This window comes from Pseudomonas sp. 21, from assembly GCF_000955805.1.
Classification (GTDB): domain Bacteria; phylum Pseudomonadota; class Gammaproteobacteria; order Pseudomonadales; family Pseudomonadaceae; genus Pseudomonas.
Genome location: NZ_JYOA01000001.1, coordinates 308,734 through 334,095, shown reverse-complemented (window position 1 = coordinate 334,095; position 25,362 = coordinate 308,734). Strand labels below are relative to the sequence as shown.

Sequence of the window (25,362 nt, the reverse complement as noted above, 5' to 3'; positions counted from 1 at the left end):
CGCCCATGCGGCGGGCGCAGTGGCGACGAGGCTCAGCCGGTGAAGGCGGCGTCGCGGTGGACTTCGCGGCCCTCGAGCAGGGTCAGCAGGACCTGGGTCTGGCCGATCTCGTAGGGCGAGATTTCGTAGAGGTCGCGGTCCAGCAGGATCAGGTCGGCGTACTTGCCGGGCGTCAGGCTGCCGGTGCAGTCGTCGCGCCAGGCGGCGTGGGCGGCGTTGATCGTGTAGCCCTTGATCGCGTCGTCGATGCCGATGCGGTGCTGGGCGGTCTGCACCAAGCTGTCGCTGCCCAGCGCCGGGTTCTGCCGGGTGAGGGCGCACTGGATGATCTGGAACGGGTCGTAGCCGGTCACGCCCCAGTCGCTGCTGAGCATGCAGGTCACGCCCTGGCGGACGAACTCGCCCAGCGGGTAGATGTACTGGCTGCGCTCGGGGCCGATCATGGCTTCGACGATGGCGTCGGCTTCCGGGTTGGGCTGCGCCCAGAGCGTCTGGTAGTTCGCCAGCGCGCCCAGTTGCCGGAAGCGCGGGATGTCCTCCGGTGCGACAACCTGCAGGTGTGCCAGCTGGTGGCGCGAATCCCATACGCCGTTGCGTTCGCGGGCGATCTCCAGGCCGTTGAGCGCCGCGCGCACCGCGCCGTCGCCGATGCTGTGCACGTGGATCTGGAAGCCTTCCTTGTCGAAGGCCGTGAAGAACTCGTCGATCTGCTCCTGGCTGAACATCAGTTCGGCATTGCCGCCGGTGTCGCTGCGCGGCGCGGCCAGCACGGCGGTGCCGTTCTCCAGTACACCGTCGAGGAAGAACTTCGCGGAATGCAGGCGCACGCGGTCGCCCTGATAGGTGGCGCGCAAGTCCTTGAGTTCGGCCATCTGCTCGGCCAGGGATTTGTGCGCGAAGACTTTCGAGGTCGCGCAGACGCGCAGGGTCAGGTCGCCGCGCTCGTAGGAAGCCTGGTAGTTCTTCAGGTAGTTGCGCGCCGCCATGGCGTCCAGCACGCCAGTGATGCCGCGGGCGTTGAAGGCCTGGCTGTAGTGCGCCATGGCCTGCAGGTAGTCGTCGTCGGTGTAGCCGGGGGCGATGCGGTTCATCGCCCAGATGGCGTCTTCCACCAGCCAGCCTTTTGGCGTGCCGTCCGCCAGGCGCAGGTACTCGCCATTGTCCGGCTCGGCGCTGCCGGGGCGCACGCCGGCCTTTTCGAAGGCGGCGCTGTTGGCCCAGCCGTTGTGGTAGTCGCTGGCGAACATCAGGGCCGGGCGCCCGTCGGTGACGCTGTCGAGCAGTTCCCTGGTCAGTTGCTCGGGCGTGAAGCGCGCGGAGGAGAAGCCGACGCCGCGAATCCACGGCTTCTCCGGATGCGCCTCGGCAAAGGCACGAATGGTCGCCAGCAGCTCGTCTAGGGTGCTGGCCTCGTACAGCGAGGCGTTGTGGTAGAGGTCGGCGGCGCTCAGCTGGAAGTGCACGTGGGTGTCCTGGAAGCCCGGCAGCATCAGGCGGCCGCCGGCGTCGATGCGCCGGGTGGCGACATCGGCCAGGGCTTCGATCTCGGCATTGCTGCCGACGCGCTGGATGCGCCCGTCGCGGATGGCGATGGCCTCGGCGCGCGGCTGGCGGTCGTCGAGGGTGCGGATGTCGGCGTGAGTGATGATCAGCTCGGCAGGGGTGGGCATAGTGGCTCCAGGCAAGGCGGAAGTTGAGTGGGCAGAGGCGACATCGCGGAGGCCGCGTATCGCCTGGATGGTGGTCAGTCGTCCAGGGTGCTTGGGATGGGCGGGGCGGCTCGGGCTGGACTTGCCAAATCCGTCACCCATTGGTGCGGATGGCAGGGCGGGAATGGCGCGCGGGGACGGAAGGGGCAGCTCATTTTCATTTTCGAGTTCAAAATGCAGGGCGCGGCGTGCGGCGGGATGACCTGGCGTCAGCGCCCGTCGAAAGGCCTTGCCCTTGATTCTTGTTGGTGTGTCGCAGAGGCTAAGTGCCTGGCGAGCGACGAGTAAGCGGCGCGCCGGCACAACACTTGGGAAAAATCGGACTCAATCGTGGACAAGCTCAACAGCCTGCAGCTCTTCGTCATCAGCGCCGAACTCGGCAGCTTCAGCCGTGCCGCCGAAGAGTTGGGCAAGACGCCCTCCGCCGTGGCCAAGTCGGTCGGGCAACTGGAACAGGAGGTGGGCGCGCGGCTGTTCGAGCGCACCACGCGCAGCATGGCGCTGACCGAAGCCGGGCAGCTCTACCTGGAAACCGCTCGGGAAGTGCTGGAGCGCATGCGCGAATCCGAGGAGGAAATCGCCCAGTTGCACCACAGCTTGAAGGGGCGGCTACGGATCAACGGTCCGCTGGCATTCGGCCGGCCGTTCCTCAATGGCGCCTGTGCGAGCTTCCTGCAGAAGCATCCGGACATGCGCCTGCAGGTGGACCTGAGCGATGCCTACATCGACATGCTCGACGGCCGCTACGACCTGGCGCTGCGCCTGGGCCACAGCGACCTGCCGGGGCTGATCGCGCAGCCGGTCGGCGCAAGCCGCATCGTGTTCTGTGCCAGCCCCGACTATCTGCAGCGCCACGGCGAGCCGCAGCGGCCGGAGCAACTGGTGGAGCACGAGTGCCTGGTCTATCGCCACCCGGCGCTGGGGGACAGCTGGCTGATCGAACGCGGTGGCGAGCGCGTATTGCTGCCACGCAACGGGCGCTTGAACAGCGATAACCAGGAACTGCTGCTGGAGGCCTGCCTGGCCGGGCAGGGGATATTGCCGTCGCCTTACTGGAGCGTGCTGCCCCACCTGCGCGACGGGCGACTGCGGACGATTCTCGATGACTGCCATTTCGATCCGAAGGCGCTCGGGTCCGAGTTGCTGGCGGTGTATCCGAGTACGCGGCGGGCGACGCGCAAGATCATCGCGTTCATCGAGCACCTCCGGGATTACCTGCGCCAGCAGCGGTTGGTCTGAGGCCGTTCGCGAGCAAGCTCGCACGGTGCGCTTGCAAGAGCGATCCTGCGCGCGAATGAGCTGCCGGTCAGTGCGCAGAGTTGATGGTTGTCACTGTGCTCCCGATCTTTCGTCGCTCCGCCGTTCCCGCTTGCGTAGGAGCGGACTTCGTCCGCGATTGACTTCGCCGCTGCGCCATTGGCGAGATCAGACCAGCCCCTTCCCCTGCAAATGCTCGCGCAGGTAGTCGATGAACACCCGCACCTTGCGCGTGCTCCTTCGATGCGGCAGGTAGAGCACATGCACCCACGGGCCGAATGCACTCTGGTCGCGCCAGCAATCCGGCAGTTGCTCCACCAGCTCGCCACGTTCGAGGTAGGGCAACGCGCTCCACTGCGGCAGGAATTGCAGGCCCTGGCCATCCAGCAGGCAAGACAGCAGGAAGTCGTAGTTGTCGCTGGCCACGCGCGGTGTCGGCTGGCGGATACGGATGCGCTCGCCATCACGCTGCACCCACCAGAAATTCCGGTTCAGCAACGGGTGGCGGAAGATCAGCCAGTCGTGCTGCTCGTAGTTCTCCAGGGTCACATCCAGCCCCTTGCGCGCCAGGTATGCCGGGCTTGCGCAGAGCAGCAGGCGGTTTTCCAGCAGCGGTTGGGCGATCACGTCCGGGAGGTCGATGGGGCCGTCACGCAGGGCGAGGTCGTAGCCGCCTTCCACCAGGTCGGCGAACTCGTCGGCGAGGTCCACCTCCAGGCGCACTTGCGGGTGTTCGCGCAGGAAGCGGCAGCACACGGCATTGAAGAAGGCCGGGGCGAAGGAGGGCGGGGCGGCGATGCGCAGGCTGCCGCGCAATTCCGTCTGCAGCTGCTCCACTTCCTCCTCGGCCCGCTGCAGTTGCACCAGCGCCTGGCGCGCACCTTCCAGGTAGATGTGCCCGGCTTCGGTCAGCGCCATGCGCCGGGTGGTGCGTTCGAACAGACGCTGACCCAGCTCGGCCTCCAGCTGCGCGACGCCCTTGGTGATCGCCGAGGGCGTCTTGCCCAGCTGTTCGGCCGCACGGCTGAAGCCGCCATGGTCGGCGGTGGCGACGAACATGGTGAGGGCGGTCATCTTGTCCATGGATTGCTTCCTGACAGGAACAGAAGTTGTGCGGGAAGTCGGTGTTAAAGGCGCCGGGGCTTTTGCTTAACCTTCTTCGCAGACCAACAATAACGAAGGCTCTGCGATGAAACTACTGATTCCGGCGCTGGTATCCGCCGCTTGCGCTTTTTCCTCGATGGAAACGATGGCCGCCGCCGACCTGATCCTCCATGGCGGCAAGGTCTACACCGCCGAGCCCGGCCAGGCGCTGCAGCAGGCGGTGGCGGTGGAGAACGGCCGCATTCTTGCCGTCGGTTCCGACGCGCAGATTCTCAAGCTCAAGCAACCGGAAACACAGCTCATCGACCTGCACGGCCAAGTGCTGATGCCCGGATTCATCGATTCCCATACCCACCTGGTCAAGGGCGGCCTGCAGATGCTCCAGGCCAACCTGGACAACCAGGACCTGCCCCTTGCCGAGTTCGAGAGCAAGCTGCGCCAGTGGCGCGAGGATGGCCGCGCGCGACGGGGCCAGTTCCTCTATGTCGGCGGGGTGCCCACGGCGTACTGGGACGAAATCGGTGAGCTGCAGCAGCGCTTCGACCAGGGCGAATGGGCCGATCAGCCGATCCTCCTGGCCGGTGGCGACTACCACACCGGCTGGGCCAACCAGGCGTTGCTGAAACTGGCCGGCATCGATGCCGCCAAGGTCAAGTCACTGCAGGGCGAGGAGCAGGCCACCATCGGCCACGGCGCCGACGGCCAGCCCAACGGCTTCCTGGTGGATGCCGGGCTCTACCCGGTGCAGGCACTGCTGCCGCTGCCGACCGACGAGGAGCTGCTCAAGGCGCTGAAAGGCGCGCAGAGTTATTACCACGAGCTGGGCATCACCGGCTGGATGGAGCCCCTGGCGAACGAGAACCCCGGCGGCGACATCCACAACGACTCTGTTGGCGTGCTGCCGGCCTACAAGCTGCTGGCGGAAGAGGGCGGGCTGACCGCGCACGTCGCCGCCCTGCTGATGGCCGACTCCAAGGCGACCCCGGCCGACCTCGACGAGCTGGACAAGGTGCGCCAGCAGTTCATCGATGTTCCCAACCTGACGCTGCCGGGCATCAAGGTCTTCGCCGACGGCGTGGCCGAGGTGCCGGCGCAGAGCGCGGCGATGCTCGAGCCCTACAGCAACTCGAAGAAGTACGGCGAACTGCTGATCGATCCCAAGCATTTCGGCGAACTGGTCAGCGCCGCCGACGCCCGCGGCTGGCTGGTGCACATCCATGCCATCGGCGACCGCGCGGTGCGTGAATCGCTCAACGGCATCGAGCAGGCGCGCAAGGATCGCCACAGCGGCATCCCGCACTCCATCACGCACCTGCAGATGGTCAACCCGAAGGATTTCCCGCGCTTCAAGGCGCTCGACGTGATCGCTGCCATGCAGCTCTATTGGGCGGCCGCCGACGAGAACAGCGTCGATCTGGTCAAGCCCTACGTCAGCGCCATGGCCTTCCTGCACATGTACCCGGCGCGCTCGCTGCTGAAGAACGGCGCGACCATTTCCGGCGCCAGCGACTGGCCGATCACCACGCCCGACCCGTGGAAGGCCATCTACCAGGCGATCCAGCGCGTCGGCCCGAAGGGCGTGCTCAATGCCGCCGAGGATATCGACCGGCAGACCATGTTCCAGGCCTACACCCTCAACGCCGCGCGCACCATCCGCCTGGAGGACCGCATCGGTTCGCTGAAGCCGGGCAAGCAGGCTGACCTGATCCTGCTCGACCGCGACGTGTTCACCGTCAAGCCGGAGGCGCTGCGCGACACCCGAGTGCTCAAGACCTGGTTCGCCGGCCGCGAAGTCTATAGTCGTTCGAGCGACAAACTCTGATCCAGCCAGAGCGCCGCGGCGCTCTGGCTTCTTGAAACAAAGCAATTGCAGGAGCCTTGCCGTGATCCTTCACACCTTCACCACCGACATCCGCGACCCGCTGCAGCGTGGCCGGCAGATCGGCGAAACCTTTGCCGAGCAGATCCGCCAGAGCGTGGCGCTGTACCTGGACTTCTTCCCGCGCGTCGGCGTGGAGATCGACAAGGCGCGGACCATCGGCGAGGGCAGCCTCGCGGCGCTGGCCGACTGGTGTCCGGCCCTGGCCAAGGAAGTCGAAGGCCTGGCCCTGGGCGTCGACCTGCCGCTGTGGCAGCTGGCGGCGCTGAATGCGCGTACCGAAATTCTCGCAGTGATGCCGCAGCAACCGGTTGAAGGTGAGTGCTCCACCTCCGTCTACGCCCCGGCCGGCGCCCTGGCGCCGCGCAGCCTGCAGACCTGGGACTGGCACGACAGCCTGGTGCCCCACGGCCTGCTGCTGGGCTTCACCGGCAGCACCGGCCTGACCGCCAAGCTGTTCACCGAGTTCGGCATGCTCGGCAAGATCGGGGTGAACAGCGCAGGGCTCGGCGTGCACTTCAACATCCTGCACCACGCCAGTGACGACGGCAGTGCCGGCGTGCCGGTACACGCCATCGCCCGTCGCGTGCTGGAAGAAGCCACCAGCGTCACCGAGGCCATCGACCTGGCGCGGTCGGCGCGGGTCAGCGCCTCCACCGTGCTCAGCGTGTTCACCCGCGACGACGTGCGTGCCCGTGCTGCCAGCATCGAGATGAGCCCCGCGCACACTGCCGTAGTGGTGCCGCGTGAGGATGGCTGGCTGCTGCACACCAACCACTTCCTCGACGGCGAACTGAGCTGGGGTGAGCGCACGGCGGACGTATCCACCACCTACGCGCGCCTGGAACACCTCAAGACCGCCACCGTCGGCATGACCGGCAAGGCCCTGCGCGAGCGCGCCGACGCCTTCTGCGGCGCCGACGGCGACCAGGCGGTGGTGTGCTTCCACCCGGACATGTCCGAGCCGGATACCGAGCGCTGGGAGACCCTGCTGAGCATCGGCCTGGATACCGTCGGCTGCGCGCTGGAATACGTGGCTGGTACGCCGAAGAAAATGGCCGATGAGGGGTTCCTGCGGTTCTAGAGGCAAACGGGTGGGAGCCCCTCACCTTGACCCTCTCCCAAGGGGAGAGGGGGCTGATCGGCAGAGGTTGAAGCGACAGTGTCAGCCGGCACATGCGGCTCCCTCTCCCTCTGGGAGAGGGCTGGGGTGAGGGCAATGTCCGAGCGCTGAAGTTCGCTTCAGCGCCGATCGTAAAACGTCACAACGCAACTTCTCAATTTCAGAACTTACGCCCCCGTGGCAGCCCACCGGCCGCCGCGCGGGTTTCGTATTGCCACAAAAACAAGAGTGAACCGCCATGATCGACCACACGCCCACAGCTCCCGGCTCGCGCTCGGCCTTTCGCACCTTCTGCGTCTCCGGCATGGGCACCGCGCTGGAGTTCTACGACTTCGTCATCTACGGCTACGCCGCCGCGCTGATCTTCCCGCAGCTGTTCTTTCCCGGCATGGATCGCCTGACCGCCGTGCTGGTCGCCTTCGCGGCGTTCGGCGCCGGCTTCTTTGCCCGTCCGTTGGGCGGCGTGGTGTTCGGTCACCTGGGTGACCGCTACGGCCGGCAGAAGGCGCTGGTCACCACCCTGGTGCTGATGGGCCTGAGCACCTTGCTGATCGGCTTCCTGCCGACCCACGCCAGCATCGGTGCCGCCGCGCCGGTGCTGCTGGTGCTCCTGCGCCTGGTGCAGGGCTTCGCCGCCGGTGGCGAGTGGGGCGGGGCGGCGCTGTTCGGCATCGAGGTCGCGCCCAGGGGCCGCCGCGGCCTGTGGGGCAGCTTCACGAGCATGGGCATCGGTATCGGTGGCATCTTCGGTTCGGCGGTGTTCGCCATCGTCAGCTTCGCCTTCGACGATGACCTGAGTGGTATCGCCTGGCGCATCCCGTTCTGGCTCGGCGGCCTGCTGGTGCTGGTCGGTCTCTATGCGCGCCTGCAGAACACCGCGGCGCAGCCCAAGGCCGCGCCGAAAAGCGAGGCGCGCATGCCGCTGATGGAAGCCTTCCGCCGTCGCCCGCGCGAGCTGCTGCTGTGCATCGGCATCGCCTTCGGCTACGTCACCATCGCCTATATCGGCAGCACCTTCTTCCTCGCCTACGCGACCGACATCGGTTACAGCAGCAGCCACGCCCTGCTGTTCGACTTCTCGCTGTCGGTGGCCATCGTCGCGTCCGCGCCATTCTTCGGGCATCTCTCGGACCGCTTCGGCCGGCGTGCGGTGATGATCTTCGGCGCGGCGATCATGGCGCTCGGGCTGTTCGCCTTCTTCCCGCTGATCGGCCTGCACAACCTGCCGCTGGCGCTGTTGGCGTATATCGCCGTGGGCTTCTTCATGGGCGCGACCCAGGGGCCGATCCCGGCGTTCCTCGCCGAGCAGTTCCCGCGGGAAATGCGCTACTCGGGGATTTCCTTCAGCTACCAGATCGGCGCGGCACTGGGCGGCGGCACGGCATCGAGCATCGCTACCGCCATCCTCATCGCCACCGGGCGCAACCCCTTCGGCGTCGCGCTTTACGGTGCGGCGGCGCTATTGCTGGTGGCGGTGTGTTCCTGGCTGTTGCGCGAAACCTCGCATCTGCCGATGGAGCTGATCGACCGCGACGATGCCTCGCCGGGTGTCGCCCAGGCGCAGGTCGGTTAAGTCACGGCGCGGGCCTTGGTGCCGGGCACCAGGCCGAGCACCAGGGCGCAGCCGATCAGGATGATCAGCGCGCCCACGCCCTGCACCAGCGACAGGCTTTCGCCCAGCACCAGGGCGCCGACCAGGACGGCGACCACGGTGACGACAAACTCCACGCTGATGGTTCTGGTGGCGCCGATTCGCGAGACGAGCTGGAAGTAGACGACGTAGTTCACCGCGCTGAATATGCAGCCGCAGATCAGCAGGAAGAGCACATCGATCGGTTGCGGTGTGCCGGGCACAGGCACCCAGATCAGCAAGGGCAGGGTCAGCAGCCCGCCGATCCCGAAGGCGCCGCAGGTCACTTCCCAGGGGCCGGCGGTGCGCAGCTTCAGGCTGGCGTAATTGCTGCCGAAGGCCGCGCAGACGGCGCCGAACACGGAGGCTGCGCTGCCGAGCATGAACTCGTGGGTAATCGGCACCGCCGGGAAGCCCACCAGCAGCACCATGCCGAAGAAGCCCAGCACCAGCCCGCCGAGGCCGCTCCAGGTGATGCGTTCCAGGCCCCAGAGGCGGCCGATGAGCATGGAGAACAGCGGAATCCCGGCGACGAAGATCGCCGCCATGGCGGTGCCGATGCGCGGGGTGGCGTAGGTCATGCCGATCAATTGGCCGGCCACCGTGGTGGCGCCGATAACGCACAGCGGCTTCCACAGCCCTTCGAAGTTCAGCTTGCGCCCGGACAGCCGCGCCACGGCGAACAGGGTGAAGCTGGCGATCAGCGCGCGGAAGCTGACCGCGCCGACCCAGCCGAAGCCGGCGATGGCCTTGAGCAGCACGAGGAAGGACAGCCCCCAGCCGATGGCGAGGAACAGGTAGGCGGCAAGGTCGCGCGGTTGCATACGACTCCGGTGGCACAAGGCAGAAGGGGGCCGCCAAAGCGTGGCGGCGAATGCCGCTATCTTGCCGGGCACGCTTGACGCTTGGGAAGGCAGCACGCCGAGGTTTTTCCGCCGGCCTGTGCCGCCCTGGGCTGGCGGTGGCGGCGCCAGGAGGCGGGTACTATGATTTTCAGGTCCTCACTTCAGCACTTCGCTGTCCTGCCACTCCCGCCAAGCGAGCCTTGTGAAGCCTTCGACCATCTGTGCAGCCTTGCTCTGTTCTTTGCTCAATGCCGGGGCCCGGGCAGGGGACTATCGGGTCGTCACCGAAGAGTGGGCGCCGTACAACTACGTCGAGAATGGCCAGCTCACCGGGATGGCGACGGACATCGTCAAGGCCATCATGGGGCTGACCGGCGATGATTTCGCGATCGAGCTGCTGCCCAGCATGCGCACCAGCCTCGCCCTGCAGTCGCAGCCGAAGACCATCATGTTTTCCATGTTCCGCACGCCGGCGCGCGAGCCGTTGTACCAATGGGTAGGCCCGATCGTCGAAGAGTCGATCCATCCCTATCAGTTGGCCAGCGCGCGTCAGCCGGCGAATACCCTGAGCGACCTGCGGGGCGCCCCGCGCATGACCACCCGGCATGCCGGGCTGGTCCCGGAGACGTTGCAGTCCATGGGCTTCGACAATCTCGACAAGCGCGCCACCGGCAGCCCGCAGCTCTATCTCATGCTGCTGGCCGGGCGCACCGACATCATCGTCGGCGACACCGATGCGGGCGTCGCGTATTACAGTCGCCAGCTGGGCCTGTCGCCCGGCACATTGCGCCGGGTGCCGGTCGAGCTGTTTCGCTCCAGCCTCTACATCGCCTTCAGCCGCGACAGCGACGACCAGCGAGTCGCCGCCTGGAGTCGCGCGCTGGAGCAGTTGCGCGAGTCCGGCGAGCTGGCGCGCATTCAACGCCGCTACGAGAGCCTCGACCGTCAGTGAGAGGGGCCGGGTACCCGGCTGCGCCTCGTCCGGCGATGCTTGAACGGGCCTGGGTGTGCGGGAGGCTCAGCCCGCGATGTCCCGATTCGGCGGCACCTCTTCGAAGGAGATCGCCGTTCCACTCACGATCGGTGCATAGATGGCCTGGATTGCTGGCGCATCCTCGGGGCGCGCCTCCCTGGTTTCGATGGGCATGATCACCTCAGATCGAGCGTTGATTCACACGGGCGGACAGCTGCTCGGCGCTTTCCTTGCGCTCCGAGTAACGATCCACCAGGAACTCCTGGCGATCGCGCAGCAGCAGGGTGAACTTCACCAGCTCCTCCATGACGTCGACCACGCGGTCGTAGTACGCCGAGGGCTTCATCCGGCCCGCCTCGTCGAACTCCAGGTAGGCCTTGGGTACCGAGGACTGGTTGGGGATGGTGAACATGCGCATCCAGCGGCCAAGTACGCGCAACTGGTTGACCACGTTGAACGACTGCGAGCCGCCGCAGACCTGCATCACCGCCAGCGTCTTGCCCTGGGTCGGGCGCACGGCGCCAAGGGCCAGGGGAATCCAGTCGATCTGTGCCTTGAACACCGCCGAGAGTGCGCCGTGGCGTTCCGGCGAGCACCAGACCTGGCCCTCCGACCACTGCACCAGGTCACGCAGCTCCTGCACCTTCGGATGCTCCACCGGCACGTCGTCCGGCAGCGGCAGGCCCGAGGGATTGAAGATACGCGTCTCGGCACCGAAGTGCTGCAGCAGCCGTGCGGCTTCCTCCACCAGCAGGCGGCTGAAGGAGCGCTCGCGCGTCGATCCGTAAAGCAGCAGGATGCGCGGTTTGTGCTCGCTGGCATCGGGGGGGGTCGGTAGCGGATCGATCAGCGACAGATCGAGGTTGGGCAGTTGTTCGGACATGTGTCCTCCTGATCAAAGAGCGCCGATACGATCCAGCTCGCGCTTGAGTTCGTCGCGGCCGAGGGTGGCGAAGGGCAGGGCGAGGAAGGCCCGGCAGCGCAGCTCGATGCGCGCCAGCGTGGCGCGGAAGGCCGCGTCAATTGCCGACTCGTCACCAACGACATCGGAAGGGTCTTCCAGCCCCCAGTGGGACTTCAGCGCCGGACCGAAGTACACCGGGCAGGCTTCGCCGGCGGCCTTGTCGCAGACGGTGATGACGATGTCCGGCGGGTTGCCTTCGAAGGCGTCGTTGCCCTTGCTGCTCAGGCCTTGGGTAGAGATGCCGGCCTGTTCCAGGGTTACGAGGCTGCGGGGCAATACCCGGCCCTTGGGAAAACTGCCGGAGCTGACCGCCTCGAAGCCTTCGGGCGCCAGGTGATTGAACAGCGCCTCGGAGAGGATGCTGCGGCAGCTGTTGGCCGTGCACATGAACAGGACTCGCATGGAAGGCTCCTCCGCTTCTGGGCGGGACGTCAGAGGCTCAGGCGCAACGCCAGGGCCGAAAGGGTGATCAGCAGCACCGGCAAGGTCAGGAGGATGCCGACCTTGAAGTAGTAACCCCAGGTAATCCGCACGCCCTTGCGTTCCAGCACATGCAGCCAGAGCAGCGTGGCGAGGCTGCCGATGGGGGTGATCTTCGGGCCGAGGTCGCAGCCGATGACGTTGGCGTAGATCATCGCCTCGCGCACCAGGCCTTCCGCGCCGCTGGCCTGGATCGACAGGGCCCCGACCAGCACGCTGGGCATGTTGTTCATCACCGAGGACAGCAGCGCCGAGAGCAGGCCGGTGCCGAGGGCGGCGCTCCACAGACCCTGTGCGGCAAGGCGGTCGAGCAACTGGGCAAGGAAGTCCGTGAGGCCGGCGTTCTTCAGGCCGTAGACCACCAGGTACATGCCGAGGGAGAAGATCACGACCTGCCAGGGCGCTTCGCGCAGTACGCGGCGGGTGGAGATGCGCTGGCCGCGGGCGGCGACGGCGAAAAGGAGCGCGGCACAGGCGGCGGCCACGGCGCTGACCGGGATGCCCAGCGGCTCCAGGGCGAACAGGCCGACCAGCAACGCCAGCAGCGTCCACCCGCCGACGATGAAGGTGGCGCGGTCATGGATGGCGGCCCTGGGTTCCTTCAGCGCATGGAGCGCGTATTGCCTCGGGATGTCGCGGCGGAAGTACAGGAACAGCACCAGCAGGGTGGCGGCAGTGCTGGCGAGGCTCACCGGCAGCATCACCGAGGCGTATTCGGCGAAGCCCAGGTCGAAGTAGTCCGCCGAGACGATGTTCACCAGGTTGGAGACCACCAGCGGCAGGCTCGCGGTATCGGCGATGAAGCCGGCGGCCATGACGAAGGCCAGGGTCGCGGCGGGGGAGAAGCGCAGGGCGAGCAGCATCGACATGACGATGGGCGTGAGGATCAGTGCCGCACCATCATTGGCGAACAGCGCCGAGACGGCCGCGCCGAGCAGCACGCAGAAGGCGAACAGGCGCTGGCCGCTGCCGTTCGCCCAGCGCGCCACGTGCAGTGCGGCCCACTCGAAGAAGCCGGCCTCATCCAGCAGCAGGCTGATGATGATGACCGCGATGAAGGTGGCAGTGGCGTTCCAGACGATGGCCCAGACGGTCGGGATGTCGTGCAGGGAAACCGCACCGGCAGCCAGGGCGATGATCGCGCCCAGGGCCGCGCTCCAGCCGACGCCAAGCCCCTTGGGCTGCCAGATGACCAGGACGAGGGTAAAGACGAAGACGCTAACGGCGACCAGCATGGAGGACTCGCTCGAAGGGATCAGCAGCAGGCGGCGTCACGGACGGGGCGGCCGTCCATGTTCTGCAGGCGCAGGGTGTTGTCGGCCAGCCACTGCTCGTTGGCCAGCAGGGTGACCTGCAGCAGGTCGTGCACCCAGGCGGGCAGCTCGGGGTTGAGGCGGTAATACACCCACTGGCCCTGGCGGCGATCCAGCAGCAGGCCGCTGCTGCGCAGTTGTGCCAGGTGGCGACTGATCTTCGGCTGGCTGTCGTCCAGCGCGCACATCAGCTCGCAGACACACAGCTCGCCCAGGCTGGCGATGAGCAGGGTGGCGCGAGCGCGAGTCTCGTCGGCCAGGTTCTTGAAGACTTCGGGTGGAGTGATCATGGCTTCACCTTACATATGGATAATCGAATATACGGATTTCCATATGTAAGGTAAAGCCTCGTTGCATTCGAACGTCCGCTGATGGCCGCTGATGGCCGCTGGCGGACGCTGTATTACCGAATCCCCAGGGCGCGATCCAGCGACCAGTTGCCGGCTCCGCGTCCGATCACCAACAGCAGCAGGCCTGCCCATACCAGGTGGGTGGGCCAGGCATCCGGGTAGACGAATACCTCGATCACCGTGGTCATCCCCAGCAATGCCAGGGCCGAAAGGCGGGTGCACAGGCCCAGCACCAGCAGCAGTGGGAAGAGGTGTTCGGCGTAGGTCGCCAGGTGAGCGGCGATCTGCGGAGGCACCAGCGGCAGCATGTACTCGGTGCGAAACAGCTCATAGGTGCTCGGGGTGATGGTCAGGAGGCCTTCGACCTTGGTCCGCCCGGAAAGGAAGAAGGTTGCGGCAATCCCGACGCGCGCTACCAGGCAGAGAACCGAGTCGCCGAGCAGCTGCTGCAGCAAGTCGGCCATACGATTCCAGCGTTGGCGCAGGCCGGTGCCGGTGGGAGTAGTGCGAGCGATGTCCATGTTGGCCCCTCACGCGAGGTTGATGGGACGGAAAACGCCGGCGCCGAGGAGGCGGCCGAACAGGTCGTGGAAGTCGAGGTCCGGATGCGCCTGCAGTGTCAGCGCCGACGCCTGACCGAGGTCGCTACCCTTCGCGCAGGCATCGAGGAAGGCGCAGCCCCCAGCTTCCAGCGCGTGCCAGGCAACGCCCTCGGCATGGCCGACCAGCAAGGCTCCTTCACTTTGCCAGGGCAGCTCCTCCGGTATCGGCAGGGCCTCGCGGTTGTAACGCCAGATGCTGTAGATCGGCTGCTCGGAAAACCAGCGCCAGCGTACGCAGGCGCGCGGTTGCAGGTAGCCGGCGGCAAGGTCCGAGGCGGTCATGCCAGCCAGGCTGGCAAGGTCCAGCATCGCTTCCTGGGGCGCGACGAAGGCCTCTGTCCACAGTCGGTCCAGACGCGCCACGGGGCCAAGGTAGGGCAGCTCACGTGCGGGTTCGAAAGTCGTGAGGAAATCGGCAAAGCTCTCGCCATAAAGGATCAGGCGAGCGTCATCCGGGGGAACCTCGCGGGCGTGAATTGCCGCCGCTGCGCGGATCCAGTCCGTCCCGACCAGGCGTTCGACGGTTGGGAAGTTGTCGCACAGTGCGTCGACACAGCCCTTGAACACGGTGTTGCGATAGACCTCGAAGGCCGCCTGTGTGGTCACGCCTTGCAGCGCAGGAGCAGGGCGCCGGTAGAGCGCTTCGACGAAGGCATCCTGGAAGGTGCCGAGTGAGGTTTTCATGGTTTCACCTCTGCCAGGTTGAGGATCGCCTGCGCGATCTCGCGCTCGGCCAGCAACTCGTCGAAGGCAGGCAGATGGTCGTCGCGCTCGATCAGTGTCGGCCTCGGGCCGATGCGCTGGATCAGGTGCTCATAGAGTGCCCAGACGGGCTCGGCGACCGGCGCATCGTGGGAGTCGATCAGCAGTTCGCCGCCCTCGTCGTGGCTGTATCCGGCCAGGTGGATCTCGAGGACGGCCGCCGCGGGGAAGCGGTCGAGGTAGCGCCTCGCATCGAAGCCGAGGTTTTGCGAGCTGACGTGCACGTTGTTGACGTCCAGCAGCAGGCCGCAGCCGGTGCGTAGCGCAAGCTCCGTGAGGAATTCGATTTCGTCCCAGTCGTGGCCCTCCAGGCGCAGGTAGTGACTGGGGTTCTCGATGGCGATGCGCCGGCCCAGGGCTTCCTGGGTGCGCTGGACGTTCTCGGTGATGCGCGCCAGGGCCGCATGGCTGCGCGGGAAGGGCAGCAGGTCCGGCAGGTACTGGCCGCGCCAGGTCGACCAGGCCAGGTGCTCGGAAATCAAGTGCGGTTGCACGCGCTCGACCAGCGCGCGCAGGTGCCGGAGGTGTGCCTCGTCAGGTGCCGTGTCGGCCGCCAGGGACAGCGAGACCCCGTGCAGCGACAGCGGGTGTCGTTCGGCGATTCGTTCCAGCCAGGCAAGGCGGGGACCGCCGACCATGTAGTTCTCCGGATGCACTTCGAACCAGAGACCCTGGGCGGAGCAGGCCAGGGCCTGGGCGTAGTGTTCGCCCTTCAGCCCCAGCCCGGCGCCCGGTTGATGGAATGCGTTCATGGTCGGCGGCCTTGGCTCAGGCTTTGCTCGGCGTCAGCGAGCCCATGCCATTGGGCGTCTTGATCGTGGTGCAGGTGCCGGCCGGGACGTTCTTCCAGTGCATGCCGTCGTAGTCCTTCTTGGCGCTGCCTGCGCAGGTGGTGCCCGCACCGGCCTTGCAGTCGTTCTTGCCGGCCATGGCGACGCCGTAGCATTTCTCCATGGCCGCGCCATTGCTGGCCTTGGTGTTCATGTCGTCGGCCAGGGCGCTACCGGTGATGGCGGCAAGCGCGATGGCGGCGGTGGCGAGGGTCAGGGTTTTCATGGTGCGGTCTCCCGTTCGATTGAGGGGCCGTGGAAGGCTTTCCGGCGGCTCGATGAGTAGTTCGCCGGGGGAGCTGATCCGGTTACAGCGCGACGAAATTTTTTTGAGAATTCTTCGGCGTGGCCCTAACGTATTGAACGACGGCCTGTTTTCTCCGCAGGCCAGCAGCACGCCAGCAGGCTGGGGCGGGACCGGGAAAGAATTCACCTTGGGTGTAACCAGGACGGCCGATGCAACGAACTACCAGCCAGGAACTGTTGATCGCGCGCGAGGCGCAGCTGCAGGCGTTGCTGCTGCGTGGCATGGACGGCGATGGTCAGGCGTACCGTGAGTTTCTCGGCGCACTCGGCACGCACCTGCGGGCTTTCCTGGGGCGGCGCCTGAGCCAGCGCCCCGGCGAGATCGAAGACCTGCTGCAGGAGGTGCTGCTGGCGGTACACAATGCCCGCCACACCTACCGTGCCGATCAGCCATTGACTGCCTGGGTGCAGGCCATAGCGCGTTACAAGCTGGCGGACCATTTCCGCGCCTTCGCGCGGCGGGAGGCGCTCCACGATCCGCTGGCGGATGACGAGGGAGAGCTGTTCGCCGCCGAGGATGGCGAGCCTGCACAGGCCAGCCGCGATCTCGGCAAGCTGCTGCAACAGCTCCCCGACAAGCAGCGCCTGCCGATTGTCCATGTGAAGCTGGAAGGTCTGTCGGTGGAAGAAACCGCCAGCCTGACCGGGCTTTCCAGTTCCGCCGTAAAGGTCGGCATCCACCGCGGGCTCAAGGCCCTGGCGAAAATCATTCGAGGGTTGCGAAGCGATGAAGACCAATGAACTGATCGACCTGCTGAGCGCTGGCGAGGGCGCGGTGGACCGTCATGCTCTGGCTAAGCGCTTCGCCGTCGCCTTGCTGGCTGGCACCTTGGGCGCGCTGCTGCTGATGACTGCGATCTTCGGCGTACGGCCCGACCTGGGCGAAGTGGCACGCACGCCGCTCTTCTGGGCCAAGGTGGCGCTGCCTGGCAGCCTGGCTCCCCTTGCCCTGTGGCTGAACAGCCGCGTCGCGCGGCCAGGAGTGGGCGGCGGCGCGGCCTGGGCGCTGCTGGCGCTGCCCGTGCTTCTGGTCTGGATAGGCGGCGCCGTGGAGCTGGCCGGCGTGCCCGCCGAAGCCCGCGCCGGCCTGGTCCTGGGCAAGACCTGGCGCACCTGTCCGCTGAACATTGCGCTGCTCTCGGTGCCGACTTTCATCAGCGTGTTCTGGGCGCTGCGCGGCCTTGCGCCAACCCGTCTGCGCATTGCCGGCGCTGCCGGCGGGCTGCTGGCGGGAGCCACGGCGACATTGGCGTACTGCCTGCACTGTCCCGAGATGGGCATTCCGTTCTGGGGCGTCTGGTACTTGCTCGGCATGCTTCTGCCAACCGGGCTGGGCGCGGTGCTCGGGCCACGACTGCTGCGCTGGTAACTGGACGGCAACCGATCCGGGAGCTGTGTTTTCCATGCCGGGCCCGGATCGCCTTCGCCGCATTTGATTGCCTTCAGGTCCTTGCCTTCGTTCCGCGGCCGCTTCGAAGACAGCGGGGCCTTCCCAAGACATATCCTGCTTCCGTTTCCTGGACGTCCAGAACCTGACTACGCTTGATTCAGTTTGTTCTCGGCCGGTTGGCTGTGCTTCCAAGGAGCGATGGGATGGGGTGTTGGATCGGCGCAAGGCTCAGTTTGGTGCTCGTTGTGTTGGGGTTGGTCTGTGCGGCTGCGGTCAGCGCCGAACCTGCGGCGGGCACCGATGCAACCGAGGGCGTCGCCGCTGACCCCGTGGAGTTGAAGATTGCCAACCGCAGCATCGTCGTGTTCCGCGCGACCTTGCTGGGCGAGACGCCGGCGGGCCGGCAGCAACGGGCCAAGGCAGTGATCGAGGATGTGCTGCAAGGGACTGACGACCTGCAAGTCAGCACTGCCCCCATCCTCCACAGCTACATGGTGCTGCTGGGCGGCCGGCGTGCCTTTATCGTTTCGCCACTGGACGTCGATTCGCCGGAGGGTTCCGTGCAGGAGGCCGCAGCACGGGCTGCCGCGAATCTCAAGGTGGTGGTGGAGGAGACCGGCCAGGCTCGCAGCCTTCGATTCCTGCTCAAGGCCCTGGGCTACTCGGCCGTTGCCACCGTCCTGTACGTACTGCTGCTGAGACTGGTGCATTTCCTCAGGCGCAAGCTGCGTGGGCGGCTGCCTCAATTGATGCGCGAGCGGGCCCGACAGATCAGGTTCGGGCAACTTCAGCTGTTCGACATGCAGTACCTGTACTACCTGGCGGACCGACTGATCTGGCTGTTCTTCTGGGCAGTCGTGTTTCTGCTGAGCTATGAGTGGCTCAGCTACGTGCTGTCACAGTTCCCCTATACCCGGCCCTGGGGGGAAAGCCTCGACGTCTACCTGTTCCGGCTGCTGGATTACCTGCTCAGCGGGATCGTCAGCGCGATACCGGGCATTGCGGTCGCCGTGATGATCTTCTTCATCGCCCGGGGCATCAGCGGATTCAGCAAAAGGCTGCTGGAGCGACTGGCTCGGCCCGGCACCATTCGCTGGTTGACCCAGGAAACCCTGCAGCCCACGACGCGCCTGACCTCGCTGGCCATCTGGCTGTTCGCCGTTGTGATGGCCTATCCCTATCTACCTGGCTCGGGTACCGAGGCGTTCAAGGGGCTTTCGGTGCTCGTGGGCCTCATGATCTCGCTGGGGGCTTCCAGCGTCGTGGGGCAGGCTGCCTCCGGCCTGATCCTGACCTACTCGCGGACGCTGCGTGCCGGGGAGTTCGTGCGCATTGGCGACCACGAGGGCACGGTGACGGAAGTCGGTATGTTCAACACCACTATCCGCACTGGCCTTGGAGAGGTACTGACGCTGCCGAACTCGATGATTACCGGATCGGTCACCAAGAATTACTCACGGATAGTCCAGGGGCAGGGTTACGTCGTCGACACCGTGGTCACCATCGGCTACGACACGCCCTGGCGTCAGGTGGAAGCGATGCTTGTCGAGGCCGCCCGGCGCACGGATGGCATCTTGCAGGTTCCACCGCCTTGCGTGTTCCAGACGGCCCTGTCGGATTTCTATCCCGAATACCGACTGGTCGCCCAAGCCATCCCCAGCGAGCCGCGTCCACGGGCGCAACTGCTGAGCCTGCTGCATGCCCACATCCAGGATGTGTTCAATGAATACGGCGTGCAGATCATGTCGCCGCACTACCTGGGAGATCCTGCCGCGGAGAAGGTGGTGCGCCCGGAGAACTGGTACAGCTCGCCGGCCAGTCGCCCGGCGGCAGACGTCGATGATATCGACTCGCCGGCTTCCTAGAGTGGATGAAGGGACGGCGCGTCGTTATCCGATACGAACCGCCTAGCCTGTCATGACCGTAACGATGATCGGGCCGCACACGGCCAGAAGGACATTGGAAATGGCGTAGCAGACGGTGAATCCGATTACGGGCGTGTTACTCCCGGATTGCTCGATGATCTTGTTCATCGATGCCGCCTCGGTCTGGGCTCCCGCCAGCGCACCAAGCAGGATCAAAGGGTGCAGGCGCAGCAGGTAGTGTCCGACATAGAGCGTCACCAGCGGCGGAACGATGGTCACGAATGCGCCTGAAATGACCAGCGCCAGACCTTGGTCGCGGATCGCCACCAGCGCCGCTGGGCCGGCCAGCAGACCAACCACCGCGCCAAAGGCTGTGAGGCCGAACTCAGAGAAGGCCCATTGTGCGGCAGGGGGGAGATTGCCGCGCTCGGGATGGCGAGAGTTGAACCAGCCAATCAGCAAACCGGTGAGCAGGACACCGCCACCAATTCCCAGCTCCACTGGAATCATGCCGATGTGGGTGGAAAGCATGCCCGCCAGCGAACCGAACACCAGCCCCAGGGTGTGGACGGCAATGTCGCTCTTGTAACTGGTCTCCCTGATTCGGCCGATCTGAGCGGCCAGGGCTTCCACGCTGGCGCGGCGGCCAACAAGGGAGATGACATCGCCTCGACGCAGGACTGTATCCGGCAGCAGCGGAAGATCGAGGTCCTGGCGTGTCAGTCCGGTGATGTAGCAGCCCATGCGCTCAGCGCCAACCAGCTCGCGCTTGATCTGATGCAGAGTCTTGCCGGCCAGACTGCGCGAGGTAAGTACGATGTCTGCCGTGCGGGTAGGAAAGGACAGGCTCTCCGAGTGGTCGACTTCCGGCCCGATCCAGTCGCGTAGACCTGCTACCGCTTCACGCAAGGCGTAGAGCCCCACCACATCGCCGCTCTCCAGGCGAAACCGAGGGTCGCGCTCGATGACTCGGTCGCCACGCACCACGCGCTCAACACTGAGCGCAGGATGCAGTCTTTCGATATCGGCAATGCTCATTCCCCCGCACGCCAGTTGATGAGCACGAACGACCACGCGGGTGTAGGGGATGCTGATGGCGAATTCTTCCCGTTCGATACCGAGCTCGCGTTCCAGCTCGCGGGCCGAAGCACGCAGATCGACGCGCAATAGCTTGGGCGCGATGCTTCCGACGAAGACAATCAGACCAATAGTCCCGAACAAGTAAGTGATTGCGTATGCCACAGCCATATGGCTGTTGAGTTGAGACTTCGCGGACTCCTCGAGCGCCAGCTGTGCAATGGCGCTGCTGGCCGTCCCCATGATTGCGGTGTCGGTCAGTGCTCCAGCGCCGAGCCCCGCGGTGAATCCAGCATCGAAGCCGTAATAGCGCCCGGTCACAAGGATGGTGACCAGCGCGGTAGCGCAGAGCACTACGGAAAGCAGCACCAGCTTGAGTGTGCCTCGGTTCAGGCTGCCGAAGAACTCCGGGCCGCTCTTGAAACCCACCGCATAAATGAACAACGCGAAGAAGATCGACTTCAGCTCATGAGGCACCTCGATGCCGATCTGTCCGATAAGCAGGCCCATGAGCAGCGCTCCGGCGACGGAGCCCAGGTGGAAACTCCCCAGTTGGATTCGACCCAGCAATACGCCCAGGCTGATTGCCAGAAACACGGCAATTTCCGGGTTGGCACGCAATGCATGCAGCACGAAGTCAAGCATCGACGTTCTCCCCGTCGAGTGTCGGTCAGGCGTTGGTGAACATGAAGTATGGCCGCAGGCAGCCAATTCGCCCGGCAGGCCATGAAATGAGTGGAATGCTTGGCGAAGCCCGGGTGCTGCTTCGACTGCGTCGCCTTTGCACCAGTCATGGGCCGACCTAATGCCAGGTGGCGGAGTGTCTGCCTCCCATACCCATCATTGGCAGGTCCGGAGGCTCCTGGAGCAGCGACTTTCCGGCGTACCGCGTTCTCGACGAGCCCTTCGATCCGGCGATGCTGCACGACATCGTTGCCGTGATGCCCAGCGAGAAGACCAAGATCAGACGCTTGACGTTACCGGCCTGCATGGCCTCGATCGCGCTGTGTGCCCGTTCCTCCAGAACGTCGCCGCTGAGCATCGCCTAGACAACGTCCCGGCCAGCCATGACTGCTCGTGGCAGCGCCTGATCCAGCACGTTGCCGATACCACTCGCGCATTGCCGGGCTCCGTGCCGGAGAGCTTTCCGGGGGCTAGTAGCTGTTGCGTCTGCTGCACCTCGTCCAGTTGCCCAAGCCCTCGGACGATCCACGAAGCGATCTTCCCGGTGGCACCGAGGATGAGGGCATTGTTCATGAGGCGCTTCGCGTCTGCGATTCGCGAGGATTACAGGTATTCCTTGAAGAAGGGCGCGACCTCCGCCATGACCAGGGCCACCGGTTCCGGCTTGTTTTGGAGGTCGTCGCGTGACCAGCCTTCGGCGAGGAATAGCTGCTTGGCCGCCGACGCTGCCCGACCGTGGATCTCCCAGCCGTCGCGGTAGGCACCAAGGCTCCGGGCTTGTCACCGCTCACCACCAGCAGCGGTTGGGTCAGCAGCGTTTCGGCATGGGCGAATGCACCCCAGGCCATCGCTGCGCTGTTGCAGGAGAACAGGCCGCTGGTGGCACCATTGGGATGGTATAGGCACCGCCGCCGCAGATGCCGATGGCGCCAATGCGTTAGGTATCCACGCGCGCGCAGAGGCCGGCCAGGGTAGGGGCGCTGATCGACTTTCTGGTGGAGAACGTGGGGGCCTGGGCCGAATCGGGCAGGGCTGCCCGATCTCCGCGCCTGGCCGAAAGCTGCCTGCGGTCAGCGGCAGCTTCTGGCCTGAACGGGCTGCCGCATCGGACAGTCACCCAGCCGGGTGATGGCCGATGCGGTGCAGTACGCGGCCAGGTTCAGTCCGAAGACTGAGCCTCGGTGGTATCGGAGGTGACGGTGGTATCGGCGGCAGCGGCGGGAGTGCGGTTTTTCAGTTTCTCGCGATTCCGGCGCTCCTGGCTGCGTTGCCGGGAAGCCTGCTGCTTGGCGTGCAGCGCCTGGGCGGCGGTCACGGTGCCGACTGGCTGGCCGTTCAAGTCCAGGCGCGGCGCGTTCTCCACCATGCTGGCCCAGTATCGGGCGCCCTTGCACCAGGCCGCGACGCCCAGTTTGAGCTGCTCGCTGGTAATCCCGAGTTGCGCCAGGTGTTGCTCGGCATCCTTGAGAATCCCCTCCTTGAGCGGAACCTTGGGCGCCGGATTCACCGGGAAGGCCAACGGAAAATGCCGCTGCAAACGCCAGATCGCTTCCAGCGCAGGATCCTGCTCGCGAGGTTTCTCCTGCGGTGTGGTCTTCGGCTTGCGGCGCTTCTCGTTAGCGGCCTTTGCCTGCTCTTTTTCAGCCCGCAGGCGGTCACGTAGCCCAGCTAGTTGTTCAAAACCCATCGTTCAATTCACAGCTTCGAGGTTGATTGCGTGGTGCAAGGTTATTCCATACAGCCCTCGGGTTCACCTGTATCAGCACAAATCGTCTCTGTTTTCGTCGGCAAAGGTGGAATCCGCAGCCGGCAGATGCTCTGCGCAATGCGTTTCCGAGGGCCGAGATAACTGATTCCGAAGCCGTCGCCGGGGCGCAGTTCGTCGTGAATACTAAATTTAAATTGAATTTAGAGTTTGCCTGCGTCAGTCTGATCGACATCGTTCTTGCGCCCAGGAAAAGCCATGGCCTCCCGCGAATCCCGTAAAGACGGCGAAGCGACCCGTATCCGCATCCTCGAAGCCGCTGGCGAGCTACTTGCGACCCTCGGCTTCGCCGAGACCAGCAACAAGGCGGTGGCAGCGAAGGCGGAAGTGGACCTGGCCTCGATCAACTACCACTTCGGCAGCCGCAACGGCCTTTACCAGGCGGTGCTGGGGGAAGCCCGGCGGCGCTTTCTCGATATTGCCGACCTGCAGCGGATCATCCAGGCCGAGCAACCGGCGCCGGACAAGCTGCTCGCGTTGACCGAGCTGGTGGTACGCAAGGCGTCGCGCGGACGGGAGAGCTGGCATCTGCGCGTGCTCGCCGCCGAAGCCCTGGCGCCCAGCAGCCACGGCCAGGAGGTGCTGCATCCGCAGAAGGCGCTGAAGCTGACGCTGCTCAAGCAGCTGTTCAGCGAAATCACCGGGATACCGGCAGACGATCCCTCGCTGGTGCCCTGCATCCTCAGCGTGACCGCGCCTTGGGCGATGCTGCTGATCGGCCCGCGCGGCGGGCAAGGCGCCCTGCGCGACATCCTCGACATGCCCGGTGAAGTGGTCACCGCGCAGCTGTACAGCTTCACGCTGGCCGGCCTGCGGGAGGTGGGCCGGCAGTACCAACTGCGGGCCGCAGCGGCGGACTCCTGAGCCCGCTGTATTTCTGTTCAACGACATTTCCTCTCTTCAGGTCAGCCCCATGCAACCGGCTTCCGATCAAACCCTGGCCAGCCACGCGAATCCCGCAGCCGACGCCGGGGATGCACAACCCTCCATTCCCTTGTTGCTGGCGGCCTTGCTGCTGGTGATGTTTCTCGCGGCGCTGGACCAGACCATCGTGTCCACTGCCTTGCCCACCATCGTCGGCGAACTGGGCGGCCTGCACCTGCTGTCCTGGGTGGTGACCGCCTACCTGCTGGCGTCCACCGTCGTGGTGCCGCTGTATGGCAAGTTCGGCGACCTGTATGGCCGCAAGCTGGTGCTGCAGACCGCCATCGTGCTGTTCCTGGCGGGTTCGGCGCTCTGCGGCCTGGCGCAGAACATGACCCAGCTGATCCTCCTGCGCGCGCTCCAGGGCCTGGGCGGGGGAGGTCTGATGGTGGTGGCGATGGCGGCCATCGGCGACGTCATCCCGCCGGCCGAGCGCGGTCGCTACCAGGGGCTGTTCGGTGGTGTGTTCGGCCTCGCCACCGTGGTCGGCCCACTGGTGGGTGGCTTCCTGGTCGAGCAGTTGTCCTGGCGCTGGATCTTCTACATCAACCTGCCGCTGGGACTGCTCGCCCTGCTGGTGATCGGCAGCGCGTTCCGCCCCCATGTGGCGCGGGTGAAGCACGTCATCGACTACTTCGGCGCCTTCTTCCTGACCCTGGCGCTGGCCTCGCTGGTGCTGATCACCAGCCTGGGCGGCAGCACTCTGAAATGGACCTCGGTCGACATCATGGTCCTGGCGCTCTTCGCCGTCGTCGGGCTGGTCGGCTTCGTCCACGAGCAGCGCATCGCCGCCGAACCGATCATGCCGCTGCACCTGTTCCGCCACCGCACCTTCGTGCTGGCGGGGCTGATCGGCTTCACCGTCGGTGTTTCGCTGTTCGGCTCGGTGACTTTCCTGCCGCTCTACATGCAGGTGGTCAAGGACGCCACGCCGACCAGCGCGGGCCTGCAGATGCTGCCGCTGATGGGCGCGATGCTGGTGGTCTCGGCGATCACCGGCCGGCTGATCAGCCGCTGGGGGCGCTACCGGGTATTCCCGATCCTCGGCACCCTGCTGCAGGTCGTCGCCCTGGGGCTGCTCAGTCGTCTCGACCTGCAATCGTCCATGCTCCAGCTGAACCTCTACATGGCCTTGCTGGGCGCCGGGTTGGGCATGGTCATGCAGGTGCTGATCCTGGCGGTGCAGAACAGCGTCGAGTTCCGCCACATGGGCGTGGCCACCTCGGGCGCCACCTTGTTCCGCTCAATCGGCGGCTCCATTGGCGTCTCGGTATTCGGCGCGCTGTTTACACACGAACTGACGAGCCGGCTCGCGAGCAGCTTCCCGGCTGGCTCCGGCTCCGCGGCCAACCTGTCGCCGGCCGATGTGCATGCCTTGCCGGTGGCCCTGCAGCAGCTCTACCTGGGGGCTTTCTCCGGGGCGATGCACTGGGTTTTCCTGGTGGCGTGCCTGGTCAGCGGCGTGGCCTTCGCGCTGTCGTGGCTGCTGCGGGAAGTGCCGCTGCGCACGGCCTGACCGGGCCGTGCTGC

23 protein-coding genes and 1 pseudogene are annotated in these 25,362 nt (G+C 65.7%); 10 read left to right on the top strand and 14 right to left on the bottom strand.

The window, feature by feature from the left end:
* Positions 1–32 precede the first annotated feature (32 nt).
* Positions 33–1,670: an amidohydrolase gene (locus tag UB43_RS28755; protein WP_052969478.1), complete on the bottom strand. Its 1,638-nt coding sequence runs from the start codon at positions 1,668–1,670 to the stop codon at positions 33–35.
* A 369-nt stretch (positions 1,671–2,039) separates the two neighbouring features.
* Here UB43_RS28755 and UB43_RS01400 point away from each other — a divergent pair, with 369 nt between their 5' ends.
* Positions 2,040–2,948 (top strand): LysR family transcriptional regulator, encoded by a 909-nt coding sequence (locus tag UB43_RS01400; RefSeq protein WP_045207659.1) that lies wholly within the window; start codon positions 2,040–2,042, stop codon positions 2,946–2,948.
* A 186-nt stretch (positions 2,949–3,134) separates the two neighbouring features.
* Here the strand turns inward: UB43_RS01400 and UB43_RS01395 are convergent, their stop codons facing one another.
* Positions 3,135–4,049, bottom strand: a complete 915-nt coding sequence (locus tag UB43_RS01395; protein ID WP_045207658.1) for a LysR family transcriptional regulator — start codon at positions 4,047–4,049, stop codon at positions 3,135–3,137.
* Between the two features lie 106 nt (positions 4,050–4,155).
* On the opposite strand from UB43_RS01395, the gene UB43_RS01390 reads away from it, so the two are divergent.
* The 3 genes from UB43_RS01390 to UB43_RS01380 all read left to right on the top strand — a co-directional run bounded on the left by UB43_RS01390 (position 4,156) and on the right by UB43_RS01380 (position 8,645).
* Positions 4,156–5,892, top strand: a complete 1,737-nt coding sequence (locus UB43_RS01390; RefSeq protein ID WP_045207655.1) for an amidohydrolase — start codon at positions 4,156–4,158, stop codon at positions 5,890–5,892.
* A gap of 61 nt (positions 5,893–5,953) precedes the next feature.
* Positions 5,954–7,033 carry a C45 family peptidase gene (locus tag UB43_RS01385; RefSeq protein ID WP_045207654.1) on the top strand — a complete coding sequence of 360 codons (1,080 nt, stop codon included), beginning with the start codon at positions 5,954–5,956 and terminating at the stop codon, positions 7,031–7,033.
* Positions 7,034–7,310: 277 nt separating this feature from the next.
* On the top strand, positions 7,311–8,645 hold the full coding sequence (locus UB43_RS01380) for an MFS transporter (RefSeq protein WP_045207652.1): 1,335 nt from the start codon (positions 7,311–7,313) through the stop codon (positions 8,643–8,645).
* Here the strand turns inward: UB43_RS01380 and UB43_RS01375 are convergent.
* Positions 8,642–9,526, bottom strand: a complete 885-nt coding sequence (locus UB43_RS01375; protein WP_045207650.1) for a DMT family transporter — start codon at positions 9,524–9,526, stop codon at positions 8,642–8,644. The genes UB43_RS01380 and UB43_RS01375 overlap by 4 nt on opposite strands.
* Positions 9,527–9,749: 223 nt before the next feature.
* On the opposite strand from UB43_RS01375, the gene UB43_RS01370 reads away from it, so the two are divergent.
* Positions 9,750–10,499 carry an ABC transporter substrate-binding protein gene (locus tag UB43_RS01370; protein ID WP_045207648.1) on the top strand — a complete coding sequence of 250 codons (750 nt, stop codon included), beginning with the start codon at positions 9,750–9,752 and terminating at the stop codon, positions 10,497–10,499.
* 84 nt (positions 10,500–10,583) lie between these two features.
* Here the strand turns inward: UB43_RS01370 and UB43_RS28990 are convergent.
* The 9 genes and pseudogenes from UB43_RS28990 to UB43_RS01330 form a co-directional block, all read right to left on the bottom strand.
* Positions 10,584–10,694: pseudogene (locus tag UB43_RS28990) on the bottom strand (N-acetyltransferase family protein); the annotation flags it as partial.
* Between the two features lie 7 nt (positions 10,695–10,701).
* On the bottom strand, positions 10,702–11,403 hold the full coding sequence (arsH, locus tag UB43_RS01365) for an arsenical resistance protein ArsH (RefSeq protein WP_045207647.1): 702 nt from the start codon (positions 11,401–11,403) through the stop codon (positions 10,702–10,704).
* A 12-nt stretch (positions 11,404–11,415) separates the two neighbouring features.
* Positions 11,416–11,886, bottom strand: coding sequence for an arsenate reductase ArsC (locus tag UB43_RS01360; RefSeq protein WP_045207646.1), 471 nt, complete (start codon positions 11,884–11,886; stop codon positions 11,416–11,418).
* 29 nt (positions 11,887–11,915) lie between these two features.
* Positions 11,916–13,199 carry an arsenic transporter gene (locus UB43_RS01355; protein ID WP_045207644.1) on the bottom strand — a complete coding sequence of 428 codons (1,284 nt, stop codon included), beginning with the start codon at positions 13,197–13,199 and terminating at the stop codon, positions 11,916–11,918.
* Between the two features lie 20 nt (positions 13,200–13,219).
* Positions 13,220–13,567: a metalloregulator ArsR/SmtB family transcription factor gene (locus UB43_RS01350; protein WP_045207643.1), complete on the bottom strand. Its 348-nt coding sequence runs from the start codon at positions 13,565–13,567 to the stop codon at positions 13,220–13,222.
* Between the two features lie 113 nt (positions 13,568–13,680).
* A complete protein-coding gene (locus UB43_RS01345) occupies positions 13,681–14,148 on the bottom strand; it encodes a DoxX family protein (RefSeq protein WP_045207642.1) in 468 nt (155 codons plus the stop codon).
* 9 nt (positions 14,149–14,157) lie between these two features.
* Positions 14,158–14,913, bottom strand: coding sequence for a DNA-binding domain-containing protein (locus UB43_RS01340; protein ID WP_045207639.1), 756 nt, complete (start codon positions 14,911–14,913; stop codon positions 14,158–14,160).
* Positions 14,910–15,743 carry a DUF692 domain-containing protein gene (locus UB43_RS01335; RefSeq protein ID WP_045207637.1) on the bottom strand — a complete coding sequence of 278 codons (834 nt, stop codon included), beginning with the start codon at positions 15,741–15,743 and terminating at the stop codon, positions 14,910–14,912. Before UB43_RS01335 ends, UB43_RS01340 begins: the two co-directional genes overlap by 4 nt.
* 16 nt (positions 15,744–15,759) lie before the next feature.
* Positions 15,760–16,047: a DUF2282 domain-containing protein gene (locus tag UB43_RS01330; protein WP_045207635.1), complete on the bottom strand. Its 288-nt coding sequence runs from the start codon at positions 16,045–16,047 to the stop codon at positions 15,760–15,762.
* A 230-nt stretch (positions 16,048–16,277) separates the two neighbouring features.
* On the opposite strand from UB43_RS01330, the gene UB43_RS01325 reads away from it, so the two are divergent.
* The 3 genes from UB43_RS01325 to UB43_RS01315 all read left to right on the top strand — a co-directional run bounded on the left by UB43_RS01325 (position 16,278) and on the right by UB43_RS01315 (position 19,382).
* Positions 16,278–16,868, top strand: coding sequence for a sigma-70 family RNA polymerase sigma factor (locus tag UB43_RS01325; RefSeq protein WP_045207634.1), 591 nt, complete (start codon positions 16,278–16,280; stop codon positions 16,866–16,868).
* Positions 16,855–17,496, top strand: a complete 642-nt coding sequence (locus UB43_RS01320) for a DUF1109 domain-containing protein (protein ID WP_045207633.1) — start codon at positions 16,855–16,857, stop codon at positions 17,494–17,496. Before UB43_RS01325 ends, UB43_RS01320 begins: the two co-directional genes overlap by 14 nt.
* 224 nt (positions 17,497–17,720) lie before the next feature.
* Positions 17,721–19,382 (top strand): mechanosensitive ion channel family protein, encoded by a 1,662-nt coding sequence (locus UB43_RS01315; RefSeq protein WP_045207632.1) that lies wholly within the window; start codon positions 17,721–17,723, stop codon positions 19,380–19,382.
* 42 nt (positions 19,383–19,424) lie between these two features.
* Here UB43_RS01315 and aspT read toward each other — a convergent pair whose 3' ends face one another.
* Positions 19,425–21,104: an aspartate-alanine antiporter gene (aspT, locus tag UB43_RS01310; RefSeq protein ID WP_045207631.1), complete on the bottom strand. Its 1,680-nt coding sequence runs from the start codon at positions 21,102–21,104 to the stop codon at positions 19,425–19,427.
* A gap of 1,198 nt (positions 21,105–22,302) precedes the next feature.
* Positions 22,303–22,830 carry a ProQ/FinO family protein gene (locus UB43_RS01295; protein ID WP_045207628.1) on the bottom strand — a complete coding sequence of 176 codons (528 nt, stop codon included), beginning with the start codon at positions 22,828–22,830 and terminating at the stop codon, positions 22,303–22,305.
* A 276-nt stretch (positions 22,831–23,106) separates the two neighbouring features.
* On the opposite strand from UB43_RS01295, the gene UB43_RS01290 reads away from it, so the two are divergent.
* Complete coding sequence (locus tag UB43_RS01290; RefSeq protein WP_045207627.1) at positions 23,107–23,772, top strand: TetR/AcrR family transcriptional regulator; 666 nt, start codon at positions 23,107–23,109, stop codon at positions 23,770–23,772.
* A 49-nt stretch (positions 23,773–23,821) separates the two neighbouring features.
* Entirely contained in the window at positions 23,822–25,348 is a 1,527-nt protein-coding gene (locus UB43_RS01285; protein WP_045207626.1) for an MDR family MFS transporter, read from the top strand.
* Positions 25,349–25,362 lie beyond the last annotated feature (14 nt).